Source organism: Paralcaligenes ureilyticus (genome assembly GCF_004346225.1).
Lineage (GTDB): Bacteria > Pseudomonadota > Gammaproteobacteria > Burkholderiales > Burkholderiaceae_B > Paralcaligenes > Paralcaligenes ureilyticus.
In genome coordinates, this window is the sequence record NZ_SMAJ01000003.1 from 320,287 (window position 1) to 339,119 (window position 18,833).

Annotated in this window: 9 protein-coding genes, 1 tRNA gene and 1 pseudogene; 9 read left to right on the forward strand and 2 right to left on the reverse strand. The window is 58.9% G+C overall.

Annotation, left to right across the window (positions count from 1 at the left end; all coding sequences use genetic code 11):
• The 7 genes and pseudogenes from EDC26_RS06135 to EDC26_RS20565 form a co-directional block, all read left to right on the forward strand.
• Entirely contained in the window at window positions 1–786 is a 786-nt protein-coding gene (locus tag EDC26_RS06135; RefSeq protein WP_132580489.1) for an RNA polymerase sigma factor, read from the forward strand.
• Window positions 783–1,376: a hypothetical protein gene (locus tag EDC26_RS06140; RefSeq protein ID WP_132580491.1), complete on the forward strand. Its 594-nt coding sequence runs from the start codon at window positions 783–785 to the stop codon at window positions 1,374–1,376. Before EDC26_RS06135 ends, EDC26_RS06140 begins: the two co-directional genes overlap by 4 nt.
• Window positions 1,377–1,379: 3 nt before the next feature.
• A complete protein-coding gene (locus tag EDC26_RS06145; RefSeq protein ID WP_132580493.1) occupies window positions 1,380–4,802 on the forward strand; it encodes a UvrD-helicase domain-containing protein in 3,423 nt (1,140 codons plus the stop codon).
• Window positions 4,803–4,890: 88 nt separating this feature from the next.
• Complete coding sequence (locus EDC26_RS06150; protein WP_132580495.1) at window positions 4,891–6,024, forward strand: multiubiquitin domain-containing protein; 1,134 nt, start codon at window positions 4,891–4,893, stop codon at window positions 6,022–6,024.
• Window positions 6,021–7,412 (forward strand): ThiF family adenylyltransferase, encoded by a 1,392-nt coding sequence (locus EDC26_RS06155; RefSeq protein ID WP_132580497.1) that lies wholly within the window; start codon window positions 6,021–6,023, stop codon window positions 7,410–7,412. Before EDC26_RS06150 ends, EDC26_RS06155 begins: the two co-directional genes overlap by 4 nt.
• Complete coding sequence (locus EDC26_RS20625) at window positions 7,409–7,750, forward strand: ubiquitination-like system serine protease family protein (protein WP_132580499.1); 342 nt, start codon at window positions 7,409–7,411, stop codon at window positions 7,748–7,750. The genes EDC26_RS06155 and EDC26_RS20625 overlap by 4 nt, the downstream gene beginning before the upstream one ends.
• 153 nt (window positions 7,751–7,903) lie before the next feature.
• A pseudogene (locus tag EDC26_RS20565) lies at window positions 7,904–8,059 on the forward strand (transposase); the annotation flags it as partial.
• Window positions 8,060–8,908: 849 nt separating this feature from the next.
• Here EDC26_RS20565 and EDC26_RS06170 read toward each other — a convergent pair.
• Window positions 8,909–8,985, reverse strand: a tRNA-Pro gene (locus EDC26_RS06170).
• A 367-nt stretch (window positions 8,986–9,352) separates the two neighbouring features.
• Here EDC26_RS06170 and EDC26_RS06185 point away from each other — a divergent pair.
• Entirely contained in the window at window positions 9,353–15,562 is a 6,210-nt protein-coding gene (locus EDC26_RS06185) for an autotransporter domain-containing protein (protein ID WP_165930935.1), read from the forward strand.
• A 1-nt stretch (window position 15,563) separates the two neighbouring features.
• Here the strand turns inward: EDC26_RS06185 and EDC26_RS06190 are convergent, their stop codons facing one another.
• On the reverse strand, window positions 15,564–17,453 hold the full coding sequence (locus EDC26_RS06190; protein ID WP_132580503.1) for an LTA synthase family protein: 1,890 nt from the start codon (window positions 17,451–17,453) through the stop codon (window positions 15,564–15,566).
• A gap of 133 nt (window positions 17,454–17,586) precedes the next feature.
• Here EDC26_RS06190 and EDC26_RS06195 point away from each other — a divergent pair, with 133 nt between their 5' ends.
• Complete coding sequence (locus EDC26_RS06195; RefSeq protein WP_132580505.1) at window positions 17,587–18,798, forward strand: ABC transporter substrate-binding protein; 1,212 nt, start codon at window positions 17,587–17,589, stop codon at window positions 18,796–18,798.
• The last annotated feature ends 35 nt before the right edge of the window (window positions 18,799–18,833 follow it).

Genomic DNA, 18,833 nt, shown 5'->3' on the forward strand with positions numbered 1-18,833 from the left:
ATGCCGGAACCCCTTAAACGAAAAAAGAAGGACGGTACCTCGTATGAGCGTCCTCCCGAGATTGAAGCGTGGCTCAAGAAACTGGAGACGGTTGACGTCGCAGAGCGGCTCCGACAATTTGCGACGCTGTCCAGGAAGAGCATTGGGTATGTGCCGTCGGAGGCACTGGTCTACTTTCTGCGAAGAGCCTGGGCAGACGGAATGCAGGGAGATTTTGAAAAAATATTCCGCATTCTTATGAAACGGATCGAGCAGTCGCTGTGCTCAGCTATCTCTGATTCACGCATGACCGGTGCCCGAGGCATCCGGGAAGAGATCATGGATCGATTCGCGGAACGAATCGCCAAAGACTGCAAGGGGCGAACTGGTCTGCTGGACTTCTATGAAATCCGCTTCGACAAAGCGTTTGCGGCTTTTCGCACCTCCGCTCTGCGCCAGATTGGCCCGACGGTAGTGGACACGATGCCTTTGGGCACGGATGAAGACGATGGCTTGGAGATTTCAGCCGAGGTGGAGGCCGCCGCCGCGGACTTTCTAGGTGGCGATCCCGAAAAATTTGACGATCCGGCTTTCCGGTTGGAGCTAACTGCCGCGATTGACTGTCTGCCCGATGATCAAAAGCAGATCATCGGGCTACTACTTCAAGGTTTTCAGATTGATTCCAAGGATAAAAACATTATGACCATTGCACGCATTCTGCAGTGTGACGAAAGGACGGTTCGCAACCGCCGCGATCGTGCCTGCAAGGCGCTCAAGGCCATTCTTCAAGAGGAGAGTGCACAATGACTGCCGAACAGCACTCAAGGCCCAGTGAAGAAGAGATTCTTCTGGCCTTTTCCGTCGAGCCGACGCATGACCGCAAGACGTTGGAGCAATACCTAATTGAGTATCCAGAGCATGCGAAGGCACTCGTTACCTGCTCGATTGAATTGATGGTGGATGCAACGCGCAATGACGACGCCGTAGTTACCTCTGAAGGTGCCGTCGATCGGGCTTGGCAGCGGTTTCAAACTGTCGTTGACCAGCCCGACAACGTGTTGGTCACAAACCCGTTTGCCACACTCAATCCAACCGCTTTCAGGTCGCTGGCAAAAAAACTCGATATCACTAATCTGCTGCTAATACGTCTACGTGATCGGGCGATTGTCGCAGCAACGATACCGAGACGCTTTGTTCAGAGGCTCGCGACCGAATTGGGCGCGACCGCAGAAGCGATTACGGACTATCTGCAAAGTCCGCCAGCGATGGTTTCCGGCCACAGTTTCCGATCAACCGTGAAGCCGGCGGTCACCGAACAGATTTCTTTTACGGAGGCTATTGAGATGTCTCAACTCACGCCGGCCCAGTTGGATGCCCTCAAGGCACTACAGGACTAGGTCATGGACGCGACCGAGGCCGCTCGCCGAGAAGCAGAGCGCATTCATCGAGCGGCGGTCGCAGCGGGTGATGATCCGTGGAGATTGCTCGATTTTGTCCGTCGGGAAGCGGTTCGAAGAGAGTTGGATGTGTATGCCTTGCCGTCCGATGACTCCCAACTGAAAGGCGGGCGGGCGGCCTTCGATAGTCAGGCCGGGATCATTCTGTACGAAGACACGGGGTCCGAGTTTGACCGTGCTTTTCTCATTGCCCATGAACTCGGGCATGTTGTGTTGGAGGGTGGCACGCAGGACATTGTTACAGAGCAAGTTGAACCGGATCGCTCTGTCGAGGACGTGCCGGTCGGCATTGAAAAAGTGCTCGATTATGGCGCGCGGGAGCGGCGGGAAATCCGGATGGATCTCTTTGCCCGTGAACTCCTCCTGCCACGTTCGTTGGTCCGACATCTCCATGTGAGCGATGGACGTTCTTCGACGGACATTGCCACACGCCTCGGTGCGCCGCTGCAGGTGGTTCAGCAACAGCTTCTGGATGCGCTGTTGCTGCCAGAGGATTCCTCGATCGAATCATCCATGGTTCCTGCCGTGACGTTGACCCCCGATCCAACTCAGATTGCGGCGGCCGAACATCGCAATAATGCGTTCCAATTGCAAGCTGGACCCGGTACTGGCAAAACGCGAACGCTTGTGCGTCGTATCGAGAGCCTGCTTGCCGAAGGTGTGGACCCCATGTCCATCCTTGTCCTCACCTTCTCCAACAAAGCAGCCAATGAGCTGAGCGAGCGGCTGGCCGCGAGCAACCCCACGGCTGCCGCAGCGATGTGGATCGGCACGTTCCACGCGTTCGGTTTGGATATCGTTCGCCGCTTTCATGACAAGTTGGGACTGCCGCCCGATCCACGCCTAGTCGACCGGTCGGAAGCGATCGAACTGCTCGAAGATGAGCTGCCACGACTTCCGCTTCGTCACTATCGCAACCTGTGGGACCCGGCACTCGATCTTAGTGACATGCTCCATGCGATATCGCGCGCTAAGGACGAGGTCATCGATGCGGCGGGATATCGAACGTTGGCGCAGGCCATGGCAGACAACGTCGGTCATGATGAAGAAGCGGCCATGCGTGCGGAGAAGTGTCTGGAGGTCGCGCTGCTGTTCGAAACCTATGAACGGCTACTGGCAGCGGGGCACTTGATCGATTTTGGTGATCTGGTTGCGCTACCGGTGCGCCTGGTTGAAACCGACGCCGAGGTGAGAGCGGCGTTAAAGGCTCGACACCAGCATGTTCTCGTCGATGAGTATCAGGATGTCAACCGCGCTTCGGTGCGTTTGCTGAGAGCCATCGTGGGTGATGGCCGGAATCTTTGGGTTGTGGGCGATGCGCGCCAGTCCATCTATCGGTTTCGTGGGGCATCGGCCACCAACATGGCGCAGTTCGCCGTTGATTTCCCCGGCGCGCAGTTGCGCCAGTTGGGAGTCAACTATCGTTCGGGGCGAGAAGTCATCGAGGTTTTTACAGCGTTCTCCAGCACGATGAAGGCGTCGACGGGCGCCTTGCCGCTGCAACTGACGGCTGATCGCGGTGTCTTGAATGCCCGGCCGGAATTTCGGGTGGTCAGATCAACCGAGGATGAGATTTCTGCAGTTGCGGCCGTGATCCAAGCACAGCAGGAGGCAGGAATTCCATACCGCAGGCAGGCGCTACTTTGTGCATCCAATGCCCGCTTGAGTGACATCGCCGAAGGCCTGGGGGCCAGAGGCATTCCGGTGCTGCACCTGGGCAGCCTCTTTGAGCGTCCGGAGATTAAAAACCTGCTTGCTTTACTTTCGATGTTGACGGACCCGCATGCGGTCGGACTGGTGAGGGCCGTCACGATGCCGGCGCACGAGATGCCGTTGCAAGAGGTCATGCAAATCATCGGACATCTCAGGGAAAGCAAAGCTGCTGCCCTCGACTGGAGGCAGGCTGGCGCGAAGCTGCCGAGTCTTGCGACAGAGAGCCAGGCTGCGTTGTCGCGCGTAGCCGCCCTTTTTACCGGGCTGAACCCGATGGGCAACCCCTGGTCGATCCTGGCCACGTGGGTGATTGACGGGCTTGGACTGGCGAAGACTCTGCATCTGGCGCGCGACCCGCAAAGCCGAATGAAGGGCCTGGCGTTGTGGCAGTTCCTCAATTTCTGCCGCCGCCAGCCATCGGGAGCGGGCATTCCCAGTGTGCGTCTGCTCGATCGCATTCGCCGTCTTGTTTTGCTGTCAGAAGATCGCGGCCTTCGACAACTGCCGGGAATCGCAGAAGGCATTGATGCGGTGCGTCTGATGACCATCCATGGCAGCAAAGGTCTCGAATTCGACATCGTGCATATCCCCGGCATGGTGACCTCCGGTTTGCCGCGCAACAACATGGCACCACGCTGCGTACCGCCGGATGGATTGATTCACGGTTCCCAGGGATTAACCGGACTGGAAGCGGTCAAGGCAGGACATGACGAGGAAGAAGAATGCCTGTTCTTTGTCGCACTGTCACGTGCCCGGGATCGGCTTTTTCTCTATGCATCCTCAGTTCAGTCCGATGGCAAGGTACGCAACCCTTCAAAATTTATTCCTGCGATCAATCATCTGCTTGTCCGTCCCGCCAATCCGGCACAGCGGAACGGAACTGCGAGACCGGCAACCACGGTCGGAATTACTTGGGAGGAAAAGCCGGTCTGGACCGAGAACCAGGTCAACCTGTTCGAGCGATGCCCTCGCCGGTTTCTGTACACGCATGTGCTCAAGCTCGGCGGACGCCGCACAGAAACAGCTTTCATGAAGATGCATAACGTAGTCAGCGACGTGTTCGATTGGCTAAAAACCGTTCACGAGACGACAACCCCAAGCGAATCCGAACTTAGTTTTCGCTTCGAAGAAGCGTGGCAAGCCAAGAGCGCGGTGGATCATGGCTATGCAGAAGACTACCGCCGCATCGGTCGCCGCCTGGTCGACTACCTTATCGAGACCCGAAGCAATGGAATCCGCTCTCCGGTCGCGCCGCTTTCGCTGGGTTGGATCGAGGGCGATATCCTCGTCAAGCCGGATAGCGTGGCCCGAGGTGATCAAGGGCAGGTTGTGGTGGGGCGTGTCAAGACCGGCAAGCCGCGATCGAATGCTTTTGACGATATCGAATATACGATTCTCCATCTCGCCGCCGTGCAAGCCTACGGCGGGCAGACGCAGGTTGAAGTGACCTATTTGACCAGCGAGACGACAGAGCCGATGTCGATCTCGGCAAAGAAGCTTGAGACCCGACGCCAGAAAGTACAGGACATCGTGCAGAGTGTCCGCTCGGGCGATTTCCCGTTGAAGGCAGAGGCGCGAGCCTGTCCGCGCTGCCCCAGCTTCTTCATCTGTGGTGAGCTGCCGGACGGTGCCGTCATCATAAAAAAGTTGTAGACAGCTTTCCGGTTCTGAAATGCGCTGCGATTGATTAACTGAAGGCCAGAAATCTGCAATTCCGCAGGGCCAACAGAAAGGTAATCACATGCAAACTACTACTTCTACCGGCGATGACCGGATTCCTACCGAAGATGTTGGTGCGGCAATTCACCATACCATCAACGTCGCCGATCAGACCTTGACCTATCGTCAGGTGAGTATCGACGACCTCACCCCAACCGGCGCACAGCTCGCTATCGCCGCCGGCTTCAAGTCGGTCGATGGGGTCAGCGTGCTGCAAGTCTTGGCAACCGGCGATCTGGAAGACGTTCGCCCGAACGAGACGGTGGATCTGCGTAGGGAGGCGGGACGCTTCGTCATCGTCGAGAGCGATCCCGCTTACCGGCTGACGATTGACAACCAGCGTTTCGATTGGCCGTGCCGTATCGTTTCTGGAGGATTGCTGCGCAAGCTTGGCCAAGTACCGGCTGACAAGGTGATCTACTTCGAACGGCAGGATCAGCTGGATCGCCAAGTTGACGACCAAGATCTCGTCGACCTCGACGCTGCTGGTGTCGAGTCTTTTGTCAGCCGCAAGCCCGCGTGGAAACTTAATGTCCAGGGCGTCATGCTGGAGCTTTTCGCACCGACCATTGTGGTGCGAGAAGCGCTGATTGAGGCCGGGTTCAACCCCGACCAGGGCTGGCATATTTTTCTCAAGGTCGTCGGCCAGCAAAAACAGCCAGTCGAGCTCACCACCGTGATTGACCTGCGCACGCCGGGTATCGAGAAGCTGCGACTCACGCCGAAGGACGTTAACAACGGCGAGGCACCGGTGGTGCCTCGTCGCACGTTCGCTCTACTCGACATAGACGAGGCGCATCTCAACCGCCTTGGCCTGAAGTGGGAAACCCTCGTCGAGGCCGAGCGCCGCTGGCTTCTCCTCCATGACTATCCGTTGCCGGTCGGCTACACCGTCTCCCACAGCAAGGTTGCGTTGGAAATCCCACCCACCTATCCCGGCGCGCAGATCTATGGCTTCTATGCCTACCCACCGCTTGCATTGTCATCCGGCAGAGTGATCGCGAGTACCCAGCTTCGGGGTGTGCTACTTGGTGCCGAATACCACGGCTGGTCTCGCAACCGCGGTCCAGCGGCGCCTTGGGACGCCAATACCGATAGCGTGGTGACTCAGCTCGCGCTGGTCGATGCTGCACTCGCCAAGGAGGTTGACGAATGATCCCCGAAACTACTTTGGCCTTTAGCGGTACCCTGCATGCTCAGGTGAAGCGGCACCTTTTTCCGCGAGACGGCTTGGAGGCGGCGGCGATCTTGATCTGCACGCGTACACCAGGTCCGAGGCGGCGTTTTCTGGTTCGAGAAATCATTTGTGTTCCATATGCCGCTTGCAAGCGCCGGGAGCGCGACGCCATCACGTGGCCGGGCGAATACCTCGAACAGGCTATTGACTTGGCCGAGTCGACCGCCTCCGTCATGATCCTCATTCATTCGCACCCCGGCGGACTGTTTGGATTCTCCGACGCAGACGACGAAAGCGACCGTAAGGTCATCCCCAGCTTGTTCCACGCGTTCGGGAGCCTGCACGGTTCGGCCATCATGACGGCCGACGGTGCAATTCGCGCGCGACTGTACGATCCGAGCTTCCAGGCGCGTGCAGTCGATCTTGTGACGGTCGCCGGCGATGATCTGTGCTACTGGCGGGAAGACGAGGCGAGCTTTACCGGCTCCGAGGATCGGCCCGTCGCCTTTACCAGTGGCATGACTGCCGAACTCGGCCGACTTTCGGCTGCGGTGATCGGCGCGTCCGGGACGGGTTCGGTCGTGGGCGAGCAACTCGCCCGTCTCGGATTTGGCCGTGTTTTCGTAGCCGATTTCGACCGTCTCGAATGGAAGAATCTCAACCGTATCCTCAACTCGAAACGCGCCGACGCCGACGCGAATCGGCTAAAGGTTGAAGCTTTCGCCGAAGCCGTGGCGGCCTATCGCGGCGAAGGCGTGGCCATCCCCGTGCCGGCATCAATCGCAACACGGGATGCAGTGCTTGCGGCTGCTCAGTCCGATGTTGTTTTCTGCTGTGTCGATACCCTCGAAGCCCGACAAATCGCAGACCTGATCGGGGCAGCGTTCCTTCTCCCCTTGTTTGATGTTGGTGTCGTCATTCCCGTGCGCAAGAAAGGCGGAGCATTCGCGATCGCCGATGTATGCGGTCGTATCGACTATGTCCAGCCTGGTGGCTCAACCTTGCAGGACCGCGGCGTGTACACGCCGGAGAGCCTGCGCGGTGAATATCTTCGGAAGGTGGCTCCTGATGCGCACCAGCAAGAACTCGACGCCGGCTATCTCAAAGGGCTGGTCGAAGAAGCACCAGCGGTGATTACGCTCAATATGCGCGCGGCATCGGCCTGCGTGAATGAGTTTATATCTCGCGCTTTTCCCTTCCGCTTGGAATCCAACCGTCTCTATGCCCGTACGCAGTTCAGTCTGGCAGCCTGTGAAGAAGAACATTTCTCCGAGGATGTATTCAATCGAGCGCCGAATCGACTCCTCGCACGAGGCGATGCCGAACCACTGCTGGGCTTGCCGGCACTTAAGGCGCCTACGCGATGACGATATCGAAAAAAATAATACAGTGGTGGCGTGACGTATGGGCTCGGCTCGGCCCGTGCCGGAGACTGCGCATCATCGCGGGTGATAGTCTACCACCTCAACTACCCAGGCGAGATCTTGTTCTCGCACGAGATGATGGTGAGAACTGGTGTGTGGGCATGCGTTGTCCATGCGGTTGTGGTCATGTGATTGAGCTTTTAGTCGTTGCCGAGGCGAAGCCGCGATGGGACGTGTCGGTGGATGCCAAGAGCAGGCCCATGCTTACTCCGTCAGTCTGGCTAAAGAAGGGTTGTCGTTGTCATTTCTGGATTCGCGGAGGACGTGTTCATTGGTGCTGAAAGCCGCAGGAGATAGCGGCCTTCTCCATGGTGGTGAACCATCTATCAGGCCATCTTGTAACGTCAATACGAATAAGAAAGAGGTAGCAGATTTCCGCTCTACGAACCTACGGTAGTCCCCTATTTTTAATGGTCTCTTGGGGTAGAGATTAGGCCGACTGTCACGCGGGTCTGAGCGGATATTGCACGGGCTTGATGCTGTCTCTTTCACGCAAAAACGTCGAGCCCCTGCACACCAGCGCACGGCACCAAGCGCTGCATCACTTCATCGCCCAGTCCGAGTGGTCAGACAGAGCCTTCATGGTGCAGGCGGCCGCAAATTATGGGGATGAAACGGCTTTTCGCGATGGCATCACGGTCCTGGGCCTGTTGTATGCGGTGGGCGTTCGTCCTGGCACCACCGTGTGGGTGGGGGGACGGTACCGTTGGCGCTCAAAACCTGGGCTGCTTGATGCCGCGCCATTTTTAGGACATTTAAAGTGATTTTGATATCGCCCTCGCTGTCTGGGTGGTTTCATACATGAAGCTTTAGCCGCCCCGTGTGTTCCCAAAAAAAGGTAATTCCGGATTTATATGAGGATTAGCTTAGTAGCGCGGCCCGAGTCCTCTTTCACGGTTTGTCTGTCTATAACGCTCATTGTGTTATAGATATATCGTTGAATTGGTGGGTTCCTTGATAAAAGACGATGGAGGAAGGCGTAAAGCGAGGGGGCAGGTGGGTGATTCGCACGCCTCACGAGGTAGGCGGAAGTTTCATTCAAGAAACTTTCGCTTGCGCTAACCCTCGAACCTGCTAGCGTAGTGCTTCGTTTTTTTGGAATTTAAACGATTGTTGGCGCGAACGATTTTTCGAAGGATGTTGTTGGCCTTCGCTATCCAGATAAACGGCTTGGGGTTTTCATTGTGATGGGCGACGTACTCATCGATGGCGGTGACCGACTTGGGCATGTTGGTGAACACGCCACGGCGCAGCCGATTGACGTTCCCAAGAGCTCAGTGACTGTGAGGGCGCTCGGCTACAGCCTGAACCTCTGGGTGGCGCTTACCTGCATGCTCAAGGCCCTTTTTTGCGTGGGGCAAACGTGGGGCAAAATTGAAGGCTGGGCCAGAATGGAAAAGAGGTTAGCCCTTAAAAGTAGCTAACCCCTTTGATTTTATTGGTCGGGGCGAAAGGATTCGAACCTTCGACCCTCTGGTCCCAAACCAGATGCGCTACCAGGCTGCGCTACGCCCCGACGACCCAGTTCACCTATGGCGAACTGGGCAGACCGAGATTCTAGCACGGATGGAAATCCAGCTCTTCAAGGCTTGCATGCAAGACTTGAATGCATTCATGCACTTATGTGTCTATTCGTTACGTAGACTTAATTGACTGATATTTGCAATTTTTACGAGCAATTAACCGCCGAATATGAGAAACTTTATTTCAAATAATATCTGAATACATTCAGTTGTGGATTGGACGACGGTGATTTTTTATTCGCGATGCATGCACAAGACTCACAGAATTTTGTCACTCGAGTTTATATGATGCTGCAGTGGTGGAAGTTCCGATGCCATATATCCCTATGTTCGGTCTTACGTCCATTTCCTTTAAGGGCGATGACGGCGGTTTTGTCGCTCACGGTGGCCTCCATCTTGATGGGCGGCTTGCTCTTTCCAGTGACGGCGCGGGCGCAGTCTATGGGTGCAGGCGGTGGTGGCAACGCTGGGGCTAACGGAAGTTTTTCGGATTCTTCCGGTGGTTTGGGTAGTGGGCCGAGCTTGGCAGATGGCAGCGGCGGTGGCGGCGGCGGCGGTGGAGGCACTAATCATACCAGCGCGGCGGGTGGGTTTGGAGGCCATGGCGGTAGTGGGGTGAGGGCTAAAGGCGGCGGCCCGGGCGGGGGGCCGGGAGGGGTAGGGTATATCGGGGGCGATATCCCTCAGAGTGGGAATCTCATTGGTCAGGGCGGCGGCCCTGGAGCCATCGGACACGATGGCGGCGGCTACTTTACGACAGGCGATGCGGGCAGCGGAGGTGGCGGGGGTGGTGGGGCGAATGGCGTCCTGCTTAACGCGGGGTCGGGTTCGGTATCGGTGGGCGGGGCGCGGCAGATTGCGGGCGGCGATGGCGCTGGCGGAGGAAATAGCGGTCAGGCGGGGAGTTGTTATAACGGTTGCGGCAATGGTGGGGGTGGTGGCGGAGGTGGTGGCGGAGGCGCCGGTTTTAGTCTGCTGGTCAATCGCAATCTAATGTTTATGCCGGGTCTGGCTGTTATGGGTGGTTCAGGCGGTCGGGGCGGAGATGGCGGCAATGGTGCGGCAAACCAGAGCTACCCTGGGTATGCGGGCAACGGCGGAGGCGGTGGCGCAGGTATTTTTGCCAATGCGGGCAGCATTGTTGCCACGCAGGTAACGATTCGAGCAGGCGCGGGGGGCGGTGGCGGCAACGGGGCGTCTTTTTCGGACGGGGCTAATCCCGGAGGGGACTATCAGAGCAATCCGGCGGCCTACAATCCCGGAACGCCCGGAGGCGCCGCGGGCGACGGGGGGCCGGGTTTGATTATGACTAATAATCTCGCCAGCCTGATGCTGGGATCGGGCGTGACTGTCATGGGAGGGGGCGGAGGCCTGGGAGGCCCGGGCGGGAATGGCGCTTCGGTGCTGGGAGACTCGTGGGAGGCTTCATGGCCTGGTGCGGCCGGTGCAGGTGGATCAGGCGGCAATGGCGGCGACGCTGTCGGTTTGTATGGCCAGTCCCCACAATTGCAGATGACTGGACCCAGTGGCTTGATCGTCGGTGGTAATGGGGGCGGTGGCGACAATGGAGGGCTGGGTGCCGCAGGCTCGGTGCCTATTAACAATCTGGGCTCTTACAATGGCGGCAATGGCGGTAACGGTGGGAGTGGCGGAAACGGTGGCGCAGGGCTCGTGCTGGGATCAGGCGGTTCGGCTGTTATTGCGAGCGTATCGATTACGGGCGGCAACGGTGGTAATGGCGGCAACGGCAATAGCGGCGGCAAAGGTTCTGACACCTACTCCATTATCAACGCGGGCAACGGTGGCAACGGTGGCAATGGCGGTAACGGCGGCAATGGAGCAGCAGGCATTGTCCTGTCGGGCGGGACGTTGTCGCTGGGGGCGGGAACCGTCATCAGCGGCGGGAACGGCGGGAGCCCCGGAAGCGCAGGCAGCTATGGTGCCGCCGGCGTTAACCATTGGGACGGTGCCAACGATGGTTCCATAGGCAATTATGGGCAGGATGGGCAGGCGGGCACGGCCGGCGCGGGCATAGTCGCTACGGGGCCAGTCAATACTATTGTTAACGCTGGCACCATCCAGGGCGGCGGGTACGGCTATGGTCTCATGGCCGCCGCCATATCAATGAGCGGCAGCGCAAATAGCCTGGAACTGCGGGCGGGGTCCAATATCGTTGGCACGGTCAACGCCGCCGGCGTCGGAACAGGCACTGCGCAGAACAGTCTTATTTTGGGTGGTGCGCAGGATGGCAGCTTCGATCTGTCAGGCATAGGCAACCAGTATCAGGGGTTTGGCCTTTTTGAAAAAAGCGGTACAAGCACCTGGACGGTATCGGGCACGCCCACCGCGTTTTCTGGAGATATTCATGTTGCAGGCGGCACCTTGGCCGTTGCCGGCAATACGCAGTTGTCCGGCGGAACGGACATTATCGGCATGTCTCAGGGTTCTCTGGGCTCGGCTGTGGTGTCCGGATCGGGAGCCGTCTGGTCCAGCTCGAAGTCTCTGGTTGTGGGTTCTGGTGGGCCGGGCGCCTTGACGATTGCCAATGGCGGCGTGGTCAATGTTCCGCAGGGATCGAATGGGATTTTTCTGGGCCAATCCAATGGGGCCAGTACCGGAACACTGGCGATTGGCGCCTTGGCGGGTTCCAGTGCGCAAGCGCCTGGCGCGCTGAACGCGTCCCAGGTCAATTTCAGCAATGACCCGGCCTATGGCTCGAGCGCCAACCTTATTTTCAATCACACGGGTGGTAACTATACCTTTGCACCGGTATTGTCGGGCTGGGGTACGGTAGATGTCTTGTCGGGCATGACCCAGCTGTCGGGCGCGAGTTCGGGTTTTGGCGGCCAGACCACGATTTCGGGCGGCACTCTGTCGGTAACAGGCAGCCTGGGCGGAACGGTGGATGTTGCGGCCGGCGGCACGCTGCAAGGCAATGGCTCGGTAGGCGATACGGTGGTCGAGTCGGGTGCCCGCGTGGCTCCGGGCGCACCACTGGGCCCGCTCGCGGTCGACGGCAATTTGACGCTGGCCAGCGGTTCGGCCTTCGATTATCAGTTGATTGATCCCTCTTCCGGCCTCGCTCGATCAGACGAGGCTGATTTGATCCGGGTGACCGGCAATGCGGCGTTAAGCGGCACGGTGAACGTGGAAGGGTCGGTCGGTTTTGCGCCCATTGGTTTCTATCGGCTGCTGACTTATGGCGGAACGCTCAGCGGTTCGGGCCTACAGGTGGGTACCGTGCCGCCAGGAACCAATTCGACCTTGTTCTCGATATATTCGGGCGTCAGCCATGCCGTCGATCTGGTGGTTTTACCCAATGGGACAGATCAGTTGCAGATATGGAATGTGGGTTCGGGCACCTGGGATGGTGCGAATCATAACTGGAATAATCTGGGCGGAGTAGCGCCGGCGCTCTGGGCAGGTGATTATGGCGTTTTTCTGGGGACACCGGGCACGGTCACCATCGATGGCGCACAGTCCTTCAAGGGCCTGCAGTTTGTGTCCGATGGGTTTGATCTGGCGGCGGGCGTCGCCGGCGTTTTGCAACTGGGTAGCTCAAGCGGAGTAGTCCCTGAAATTCGCGTGCTCGACGGTGTAACGGCCACGATAGGCGCGCCTATCGGTGGAACGGGTGGGCTGGATAAAACCCAGCAAGGGACCTTGATCCTGTCAGGAATCAACACCTATCAAGGCGGCACCCGGATAGGCGGGGGCACGCTGCAAATCTCGGCGGATAACAATCTGGGCGACGTGACCGGGGCGCTGAGCTTTGGGCGGGGCATCTTGCATACGACCGGCAGCTTTTCCACCACGCGCGCGATAAGCCTGGATACTTCGGGTACGTTCCAAACCGACGCGACTACGCAACTGACCGCTTCGGGCAATATTACCGGGACCGGCGCGCTGATTAAAACCGGCGATGGCACGCTGGCGCTTTCGGGGATCAATGCCTACCAGGGCGGCACGACGGTGTCGGCCGGCGTGTTGCGCGCGGACAGCGGCACGGCCTTGCCTGCGGGGATGGCATATACCATTGATGGGGGTGTGCTGGACTTGAACGGCCACAATCTTGCCATGGGAGCTCTGAGCGGTACGGGCGGAGAACTGGCTTTGGGGTCGGCTGCGTTGACGCTCAGCCAGTCCACCGACAGCAGTTTTGCGGGTGCCATTTCGGGCACCGGATCGCTGGTGAAGACGGGCGGTGGCGTGTTGACGCTTTCAGGCGCCAACTCCTATTCGGGCGGCACCACGCTCAACGCCGGCACCTTGGCCATAGCGTCGGACGCCAGCCTGGGTGCAGCGAGCGGGCCTCTGACCATGAACGGCGCTACGCTGCGGGCGACGTCGAACGTGACGATGAGCCGCCCTATCGGCCTCACCGGCGCCAGTACTTTCAACTCGGACAGCGCCGCGACGCTGACGGCTTCCGGCGTCGTTTCCGGATCCGGCTCCTTGTCCAAGGCGGGAGCGGGGACGCTGGTGCTTTCGGGGGTTAATACCTATCAGGGCGGCACCCAGCTTGACGCTGGCACGCTGTCGGTCTCGTCCGATGTCAATCTGGGCACGGCCGGCAGCACCTTGAGCTTTGGCGGTGGAGCGTTGCAGGTCACCGGTACAAGCTTTACGGCAAACAGTCGGCCGATTGTTTGGGGCGCAGCCGGGGGCAGCTTCGACATCGCTGATGCGGGCAATCGTTTTACCTTGGCCCAGAACCTGATTGGAACAGGCAACCTGATCAAGACCGGCGCAGGCACCTTGGTCCTGACCGGCAGCAATCAATACGGCAATACGGTGGTTCAGGCGGGCACGCTAATCGGCAACAGCAGTTCGATCAGCGGCAATCTTACCGATAATGCCGGCGTGATCTTCAATCAGGCAACCAATGCCAGTTATGCGGGGACGATCTCGGGCGCGGGCTCGCTCGCCAAGGAAGGGACAGGGCTGCTGCTGTACACCGGCAATGGCCTGGGGTTCACCGGCCAGACCACCGTTTCATCGGGCACCTTGTCGGTCAACGGCCAGTTAGGTGGCACGCTGACAGTCGCGTCCGGGGGCCGTTTGCAGGGCCGGGGCTCGATAGGCAGCACAACGGTCGCTTCGGGTGGAACGGTGGCACCGGGCAACTCGATCGGAACTTTGACCGTCAATGGCAGCATCACTCTTGCGTCGGGCTCGACCTATGACGTGGAAACCAATCCGTCGGGCAACACCAGCGATCTGATTCACGCGACGGGCGTGGCCTACCTGAATGGGGGGTCCGTCTTGCATACGGGCCTGACCGGAACCTATAAGCCGTCTTCCACCTATACCATTCTGACGGCCGATCAGGGGGTGCAAGGCCGGTTTGGCGCGGTAGCGTCGGTCTTTGCTTTTCTCAATCCGCTGCTGATCTACAACACGCCCAACTCCGTTGAGCTCAAGCTGGTGCGCAATGATCTGCCCTTTGGGGCTGTCGGTTCGACACCCAATCAGCGTGCCACAGGTGCTGGAGCCGAGAGTACGGGAGAGGGCAATCCGATCTGGGGGGCGGTGGCGCCGCTTGGAGCGAGCGATGCGCGTGCCGCTTTTGATCTGCTGTCGGGCGAAATTCACGCTCAGGCCAAATCAGCCTTGATTGAAGAGAGCCATTTCGTGCGTGATGCGGCCAACAATCGTTTGCGTATGGCCTTCGATGCGGAAGGTTCTTACGGGACGCCGGTCAGAGTGGCTTCGGCCGGCGCCATTCATGTGCCAGTCGATCCGGTCCGTACGGTCTGGAGCCAGACGTTTGGCTCATGGGGCCACACGGTGAGCGATGGCAACGCCGCGGCGCTTGGTCGTTCAACAGGGGGCTTTCTTATCGGAGCTGATACGCGAATTGCGCGTCATTGGCGTATTGGGGCGATGGCCGGTTATAGCCGCACGAGCTTCGATGAAACGGATCGTTTATCGTCCGGGCACAGCGATGATTATCACGTTGGCCTATATGGGGGTGCACAATGGGGCGCAGCGGCGTTGCGGCTGGGGGCGGCCTATACCTGGCACCGTCTCGACATAGGGCGGTCAATTGCGTTTAAAGGGTTTGGAGACCAGGTGAGGCGCCAGAGTGACGCCGGCACGGCGCAGCTTTTTGGCGAGTTGGGTTATGGCATAAAGGCCGGATCAGTCAAGTTTGAGCCGTTTGCCGGTATTGCCTATGTGAGTCTGCATTCCGATGGCTTTGCCGAACAGGGCGGCCCTGCGGCCCTGACGAGCGGCGCTGGAAATATGTCGGCCATTTTCAGTACTTTGGGCGTGCATGCGTCGACGCATTTTGCGACCCGCAACGGCATGGACGTGGCGGCCCGAGTCATGCTGGGCTGGCGCCATGCGTTTGGCCAGGTCACGCCGTTTTCTACGGTAGCGTTCAGCGGTGGATCGCCTTTTACGGTGGCTGGGACGCCGATGGCGCGCGATGCGCTGGCGATGGAGGCTGGGGTGGATGTGGCGTTGACCGACAAGGTAAGCGTGGGCGTATCCTACAGCGGGCAGATTGCGCGAGGCGTTCAGGATCACGGCGTGCGCGGCCATCTGGCGATCCGTTTTTGATCTACGACTTCGCTCGCAAATGCGGCAGGGTATAACGCTGGTTCTGATACATCCACGCTGGCCACAGCACATGCGCCAGCGCTTCGCGCGCCAGGGTCGGGTCGACGGCCATAGGCGTGTAGGTTTCGGGCGCCGTATAGCGGTATTGCGTGGGCTCCCGGTGCGGCTCCAACACCAGCAGGGCATCACCCTTCAGGTAGCCGTAGTTGTCGCTGTATTGCATCATGGCTCGCCCACCACCCGCAACAGTCAAGTCGTGCCCGATCATGGGATGTTCGGTGCGCAAGCCCATAATCGAGAGCAGCGTGGGCGGCAGGTCGATCTGGCTGATCAGGCGGTCGTCGCGCCGGGTCGGTACGTCGGCGCCCAGGATCAGGGCCGGGATATGGAAATGCCGTAGCGGCACCAGGTTGGCGCCGAAGACTCGCGAATCGTGGTCGGCCACAATCAAAAAAACCGTGTTGTCCCAATAGGCGGATTGTCTGGCTTTTTCGAAGAACTGGCCTATGGCCCAGTCCGCGTAGCGCACACTGTTTTCAACGGTGGCCGGGTCGCCATCGGTTTCGATGCGCCCGCTGGGATATTCCCAGGGCGAATGGTTCGTAACCGAAAACGCCAGCGTAAAAGTAGGTTGCCCGGGCGGGTTGGAGAGCAGATGATCCAGTTGCGTGAACATGTCTTCGTCGCTGGCGCCCCAGGTGCCTACAAAGGCCGGGTTCTTGAATGTGGGGCGATCGTATAGGTCGTCGAAGCCATTGCCGAAAAAGAAGCTTTTCATGTTGTCGAAATGCGCTTCGCCGCCGTAGATGAAGCGTGACCGGTAGCCTTGTTGTTTAAGTACCTGGGCCAGGGTGAAGAAATTGCTTTGCGCCCCCGATAAACGTAGGGCGGCATCGGACACGGTGGGCGGGAAGCCGGCAACGACGGCTTCGAGCCCGCGCACCGAGCGGGTTCCCGTGGCGTAGGCCTGGCTGAAGTTCCAGGCCTGCGCGGCCAGTTTGTCGAGTTCGGGAGTGAGGCCGGCGCCGCCCAGATTGCGGATGTATTGCGCTCCCAGGCTTTCTTCCACGATCATCACCAGGTTAAGCGGCCGGTCGCGCGAGGCGCTGGGCGTTTGCATGTGGAGCGATGGGATGTCGGCGGAGGCAGTGTCCAGCCCGGCGCAGGCATTGACGATGCCGTGCATCTCTGCGGGCGGCATGTCGCCGTACACGTCGGCCGCCGAGCGTTCGTTCTTCATGCTGTATATCGCGTAGGCCACGTTGTACAGCGAATTGAGCGGCAGGGTATTGAGCATGCTGTCGCCGCAATAGGCAACCGTCGAGGGGTTGATGGGGCGATGGCCCAGCGTGCCGCGTATGGCCAGAAACGTGATCGCGCCCGCGGCCAGAGTCCATAGGGGGCGCAGCCACCACGTCATGGCCGCGTCCGGGTGTGCAAGACCAAATAGTCGATGGCCCATCCACAAGAATACCGCCAGGGTCAGCAGGCCGCCGATGATCACGGCCTTGTAGCCTTTCCAGAGCATGCCGAATACTTCCTGGGGGTGCTTCAGATACTCGACATACAGGCGGTTCGGCCGTGTATCGTATTCATAGATGAATTGCGGCGTCGAGACTTCCAGCAGCACCAGCATAAGCCAGGCGAACTGAAACCAGATGCCGGTGATCGCGACGGCCGCCGGCCAGTGGCCCACCCAGGGGCCAAGTAAAGCCGGGATGCCCGCGATAATGGCGATTTGGTTGGCATCGATGCGCAAACCTCCCTTCAATATGGGAAGCAGGCCGCCCGCCTGGCGCACTCGCGGCCATTGCCATGCCGCCAGCAGGCAGCGGCTAAGCGTCAGCAGACAAAAGCTTGAGACGATAAAAATCCAGATCTGTGCGCGCATGGTGTGGGCAAAAGGTGTTTAACTACCTTAGTGTATATGTATATATTTAGCCAGTTGAGTCTTATATGTTTATATTGCGTACAATTTATTCACGTTAGCCAACTTAAGTCGCTAAAAACAGGAAACCCCCATAATGTACCGAACAGGATATTACGCCAGATTCCTTGGCGCCTTCACCTTGAGCGTTGTTGCGTTTTCTTCGTCCGCCCAGGGGACCATCACCATCGGCGAGCTTAATAGCTATAAGACCCAGCCGGCGTTTTTGGGCCCGTACAAGCACGGCATGGAGCTGGCAATCGAGCAGGTCAATGCGGCCGGCGGCGTTAATGGCAAGAAGCTTGCGCTGGTCACGCGTGACGATAACTCCAATCCGGGTGATGCGGTCCGCGCCGCGGAAGAGCTGCTTACCCGCGACAAGGCCGACGTGTTGTGCGGCACGTTCCTGTCCAATATCGGTTTGGCGGTCACGGATTTTGCCAGGCACAAAAAAGTTTTCTTCCTTGCCAGCGAACCGCTCACCGATAAAATCGTATGGGCCGATGGTAACCATTACACTTATCGCCTCAGAAATTCCACCTATATGCAGGTGGCCATGCTGATTCCGGCCGCAGTCAAAATGAACAAGAAGCGCTGGGCCGTGGTGTACCCCAATTACGAGTATGGGCAGTCGGCCGTTGCCACGTTCAAGAAGCTGCTCAAGGCCGCGCAACCCGACGTCGAATTCGTGGCCGAGCAGGCCACCCCGTTAGGCAAGATCGATGCGGGGAATGTGGTGCAGGCGCTATCGGATGCCAAGCCCGAGGCGATGTTCAATGTCTTGTTTGCGGGCGATCTGGCCAAATTCGTGCGTGCCGGCACACAGCGTAACTTCTTCAAAAACCTGTCCGTGGTCAGTATGTTGACCGGCGAGCCGGAGTACCTGGATCCGCTGGGCAAGGAGACTCCGGTGGGCTGGGTGGTCACCGGCTATCCCTGGTACGCCATCGACACGCCCGAGCACAAAAAATTTCTGGATGCGTATCAGGCCAAGTTTCATGACTACCCGCGTTTGGGGTCGGTGGTGGGCTACAACACGATTCTGTCGTTGGCCGCCGGCATCGGCCGCGCTGGGTCGACGGACACCGAGGCACTGGTGAAGGCCTTCAAAAACCTGCCAGTCAATACGCCGTTTGGTCCCATCGTGTACCGCGGCATCGACCATCAGTCGACGATGGGCGCTTATGTCGGAACCCTGGCGATCAAAGATGGCAAGGGGGTCATGGAAAATTTCACGTATGTGGATGGCGCCCAGGTGCAGCCCAGCGACGCGCAAGTCAGGAAGTGGCGGCCGGCCAGCGCCGATTGATTCTCAGAAAGCGCGCTACCGGTAGCGGTAGCGCT

What these genes read in the sequence shown, in the direction of transcription:
- EDC26_RS06135 (WP_132580489.1), top strand. Translation starts at nt 1, where the DNA reads ATGCCGGAACCCCTTAAACGAAAAAAGAAGGACGGTACCTCGTATGAG.
- EDC26_RS06140 (WP_132580491.1), top strand. Translation starts at nt 783, where the DNA reads ATGACTGCCGAACAGCACTCAAGGCCCAGTGAAGAAGAGATTCTTCTG.
- EDC26_RS06145 (WP_132580493.1), top strand. Translation starts at nt 1,380, where the DNA reads ATGGACGCGACCGAGGCCGCTCGCCGAGAAGCAGAGCGCATTCATCGA.
- EDC26_RS06150 (WP_132580495.1), top strand. Translation starts at nt 4,891, where the DNA reads ATGCAAACTACTACTTCTACCGGCGATGACCGGATTCCTACCGAAGAT.
- EDC26_RS06155 (WP_132580497.1), top strand. Translation starts at nt 6,021, where the DNA reads ATGATCCCCGAAACTACTTTGGCCTTTAGCGGTACCCTGCATGCTCAG.
- EDC26_RS20625 (WP_132580499.1), top strand. Translation starts at nt 7,409, where the DNA reads ATGACGATATCGAAAAAAATAATACAGTGGTGGCGTGACGTATGGGCT.
- EDC26_RS06185 (WP_165930935.1), top strand. Translation starts at nt 9,353, where the DNA reads ATGACGGCGGTTTTGTCGCTCACGGTGGCCTCCATCTTGATGGGCGGC.
- EDC26_RS06190 (WP_132580503.1), bottom strand. Translation starts at nt 17,453, where the DNA reads ATGCGCGCACAGATCTGGATTTTTATCGTCTCAAGCTTTTGTCTGCTG.
- EDC26_RS06195 (WP_132580505.1), top strand. Translation starts at nt 17,587, where the DNA reads ATGTACCGAACAGGATATTACGCCAGATTCCTTGGCGCCTTCACCTTG.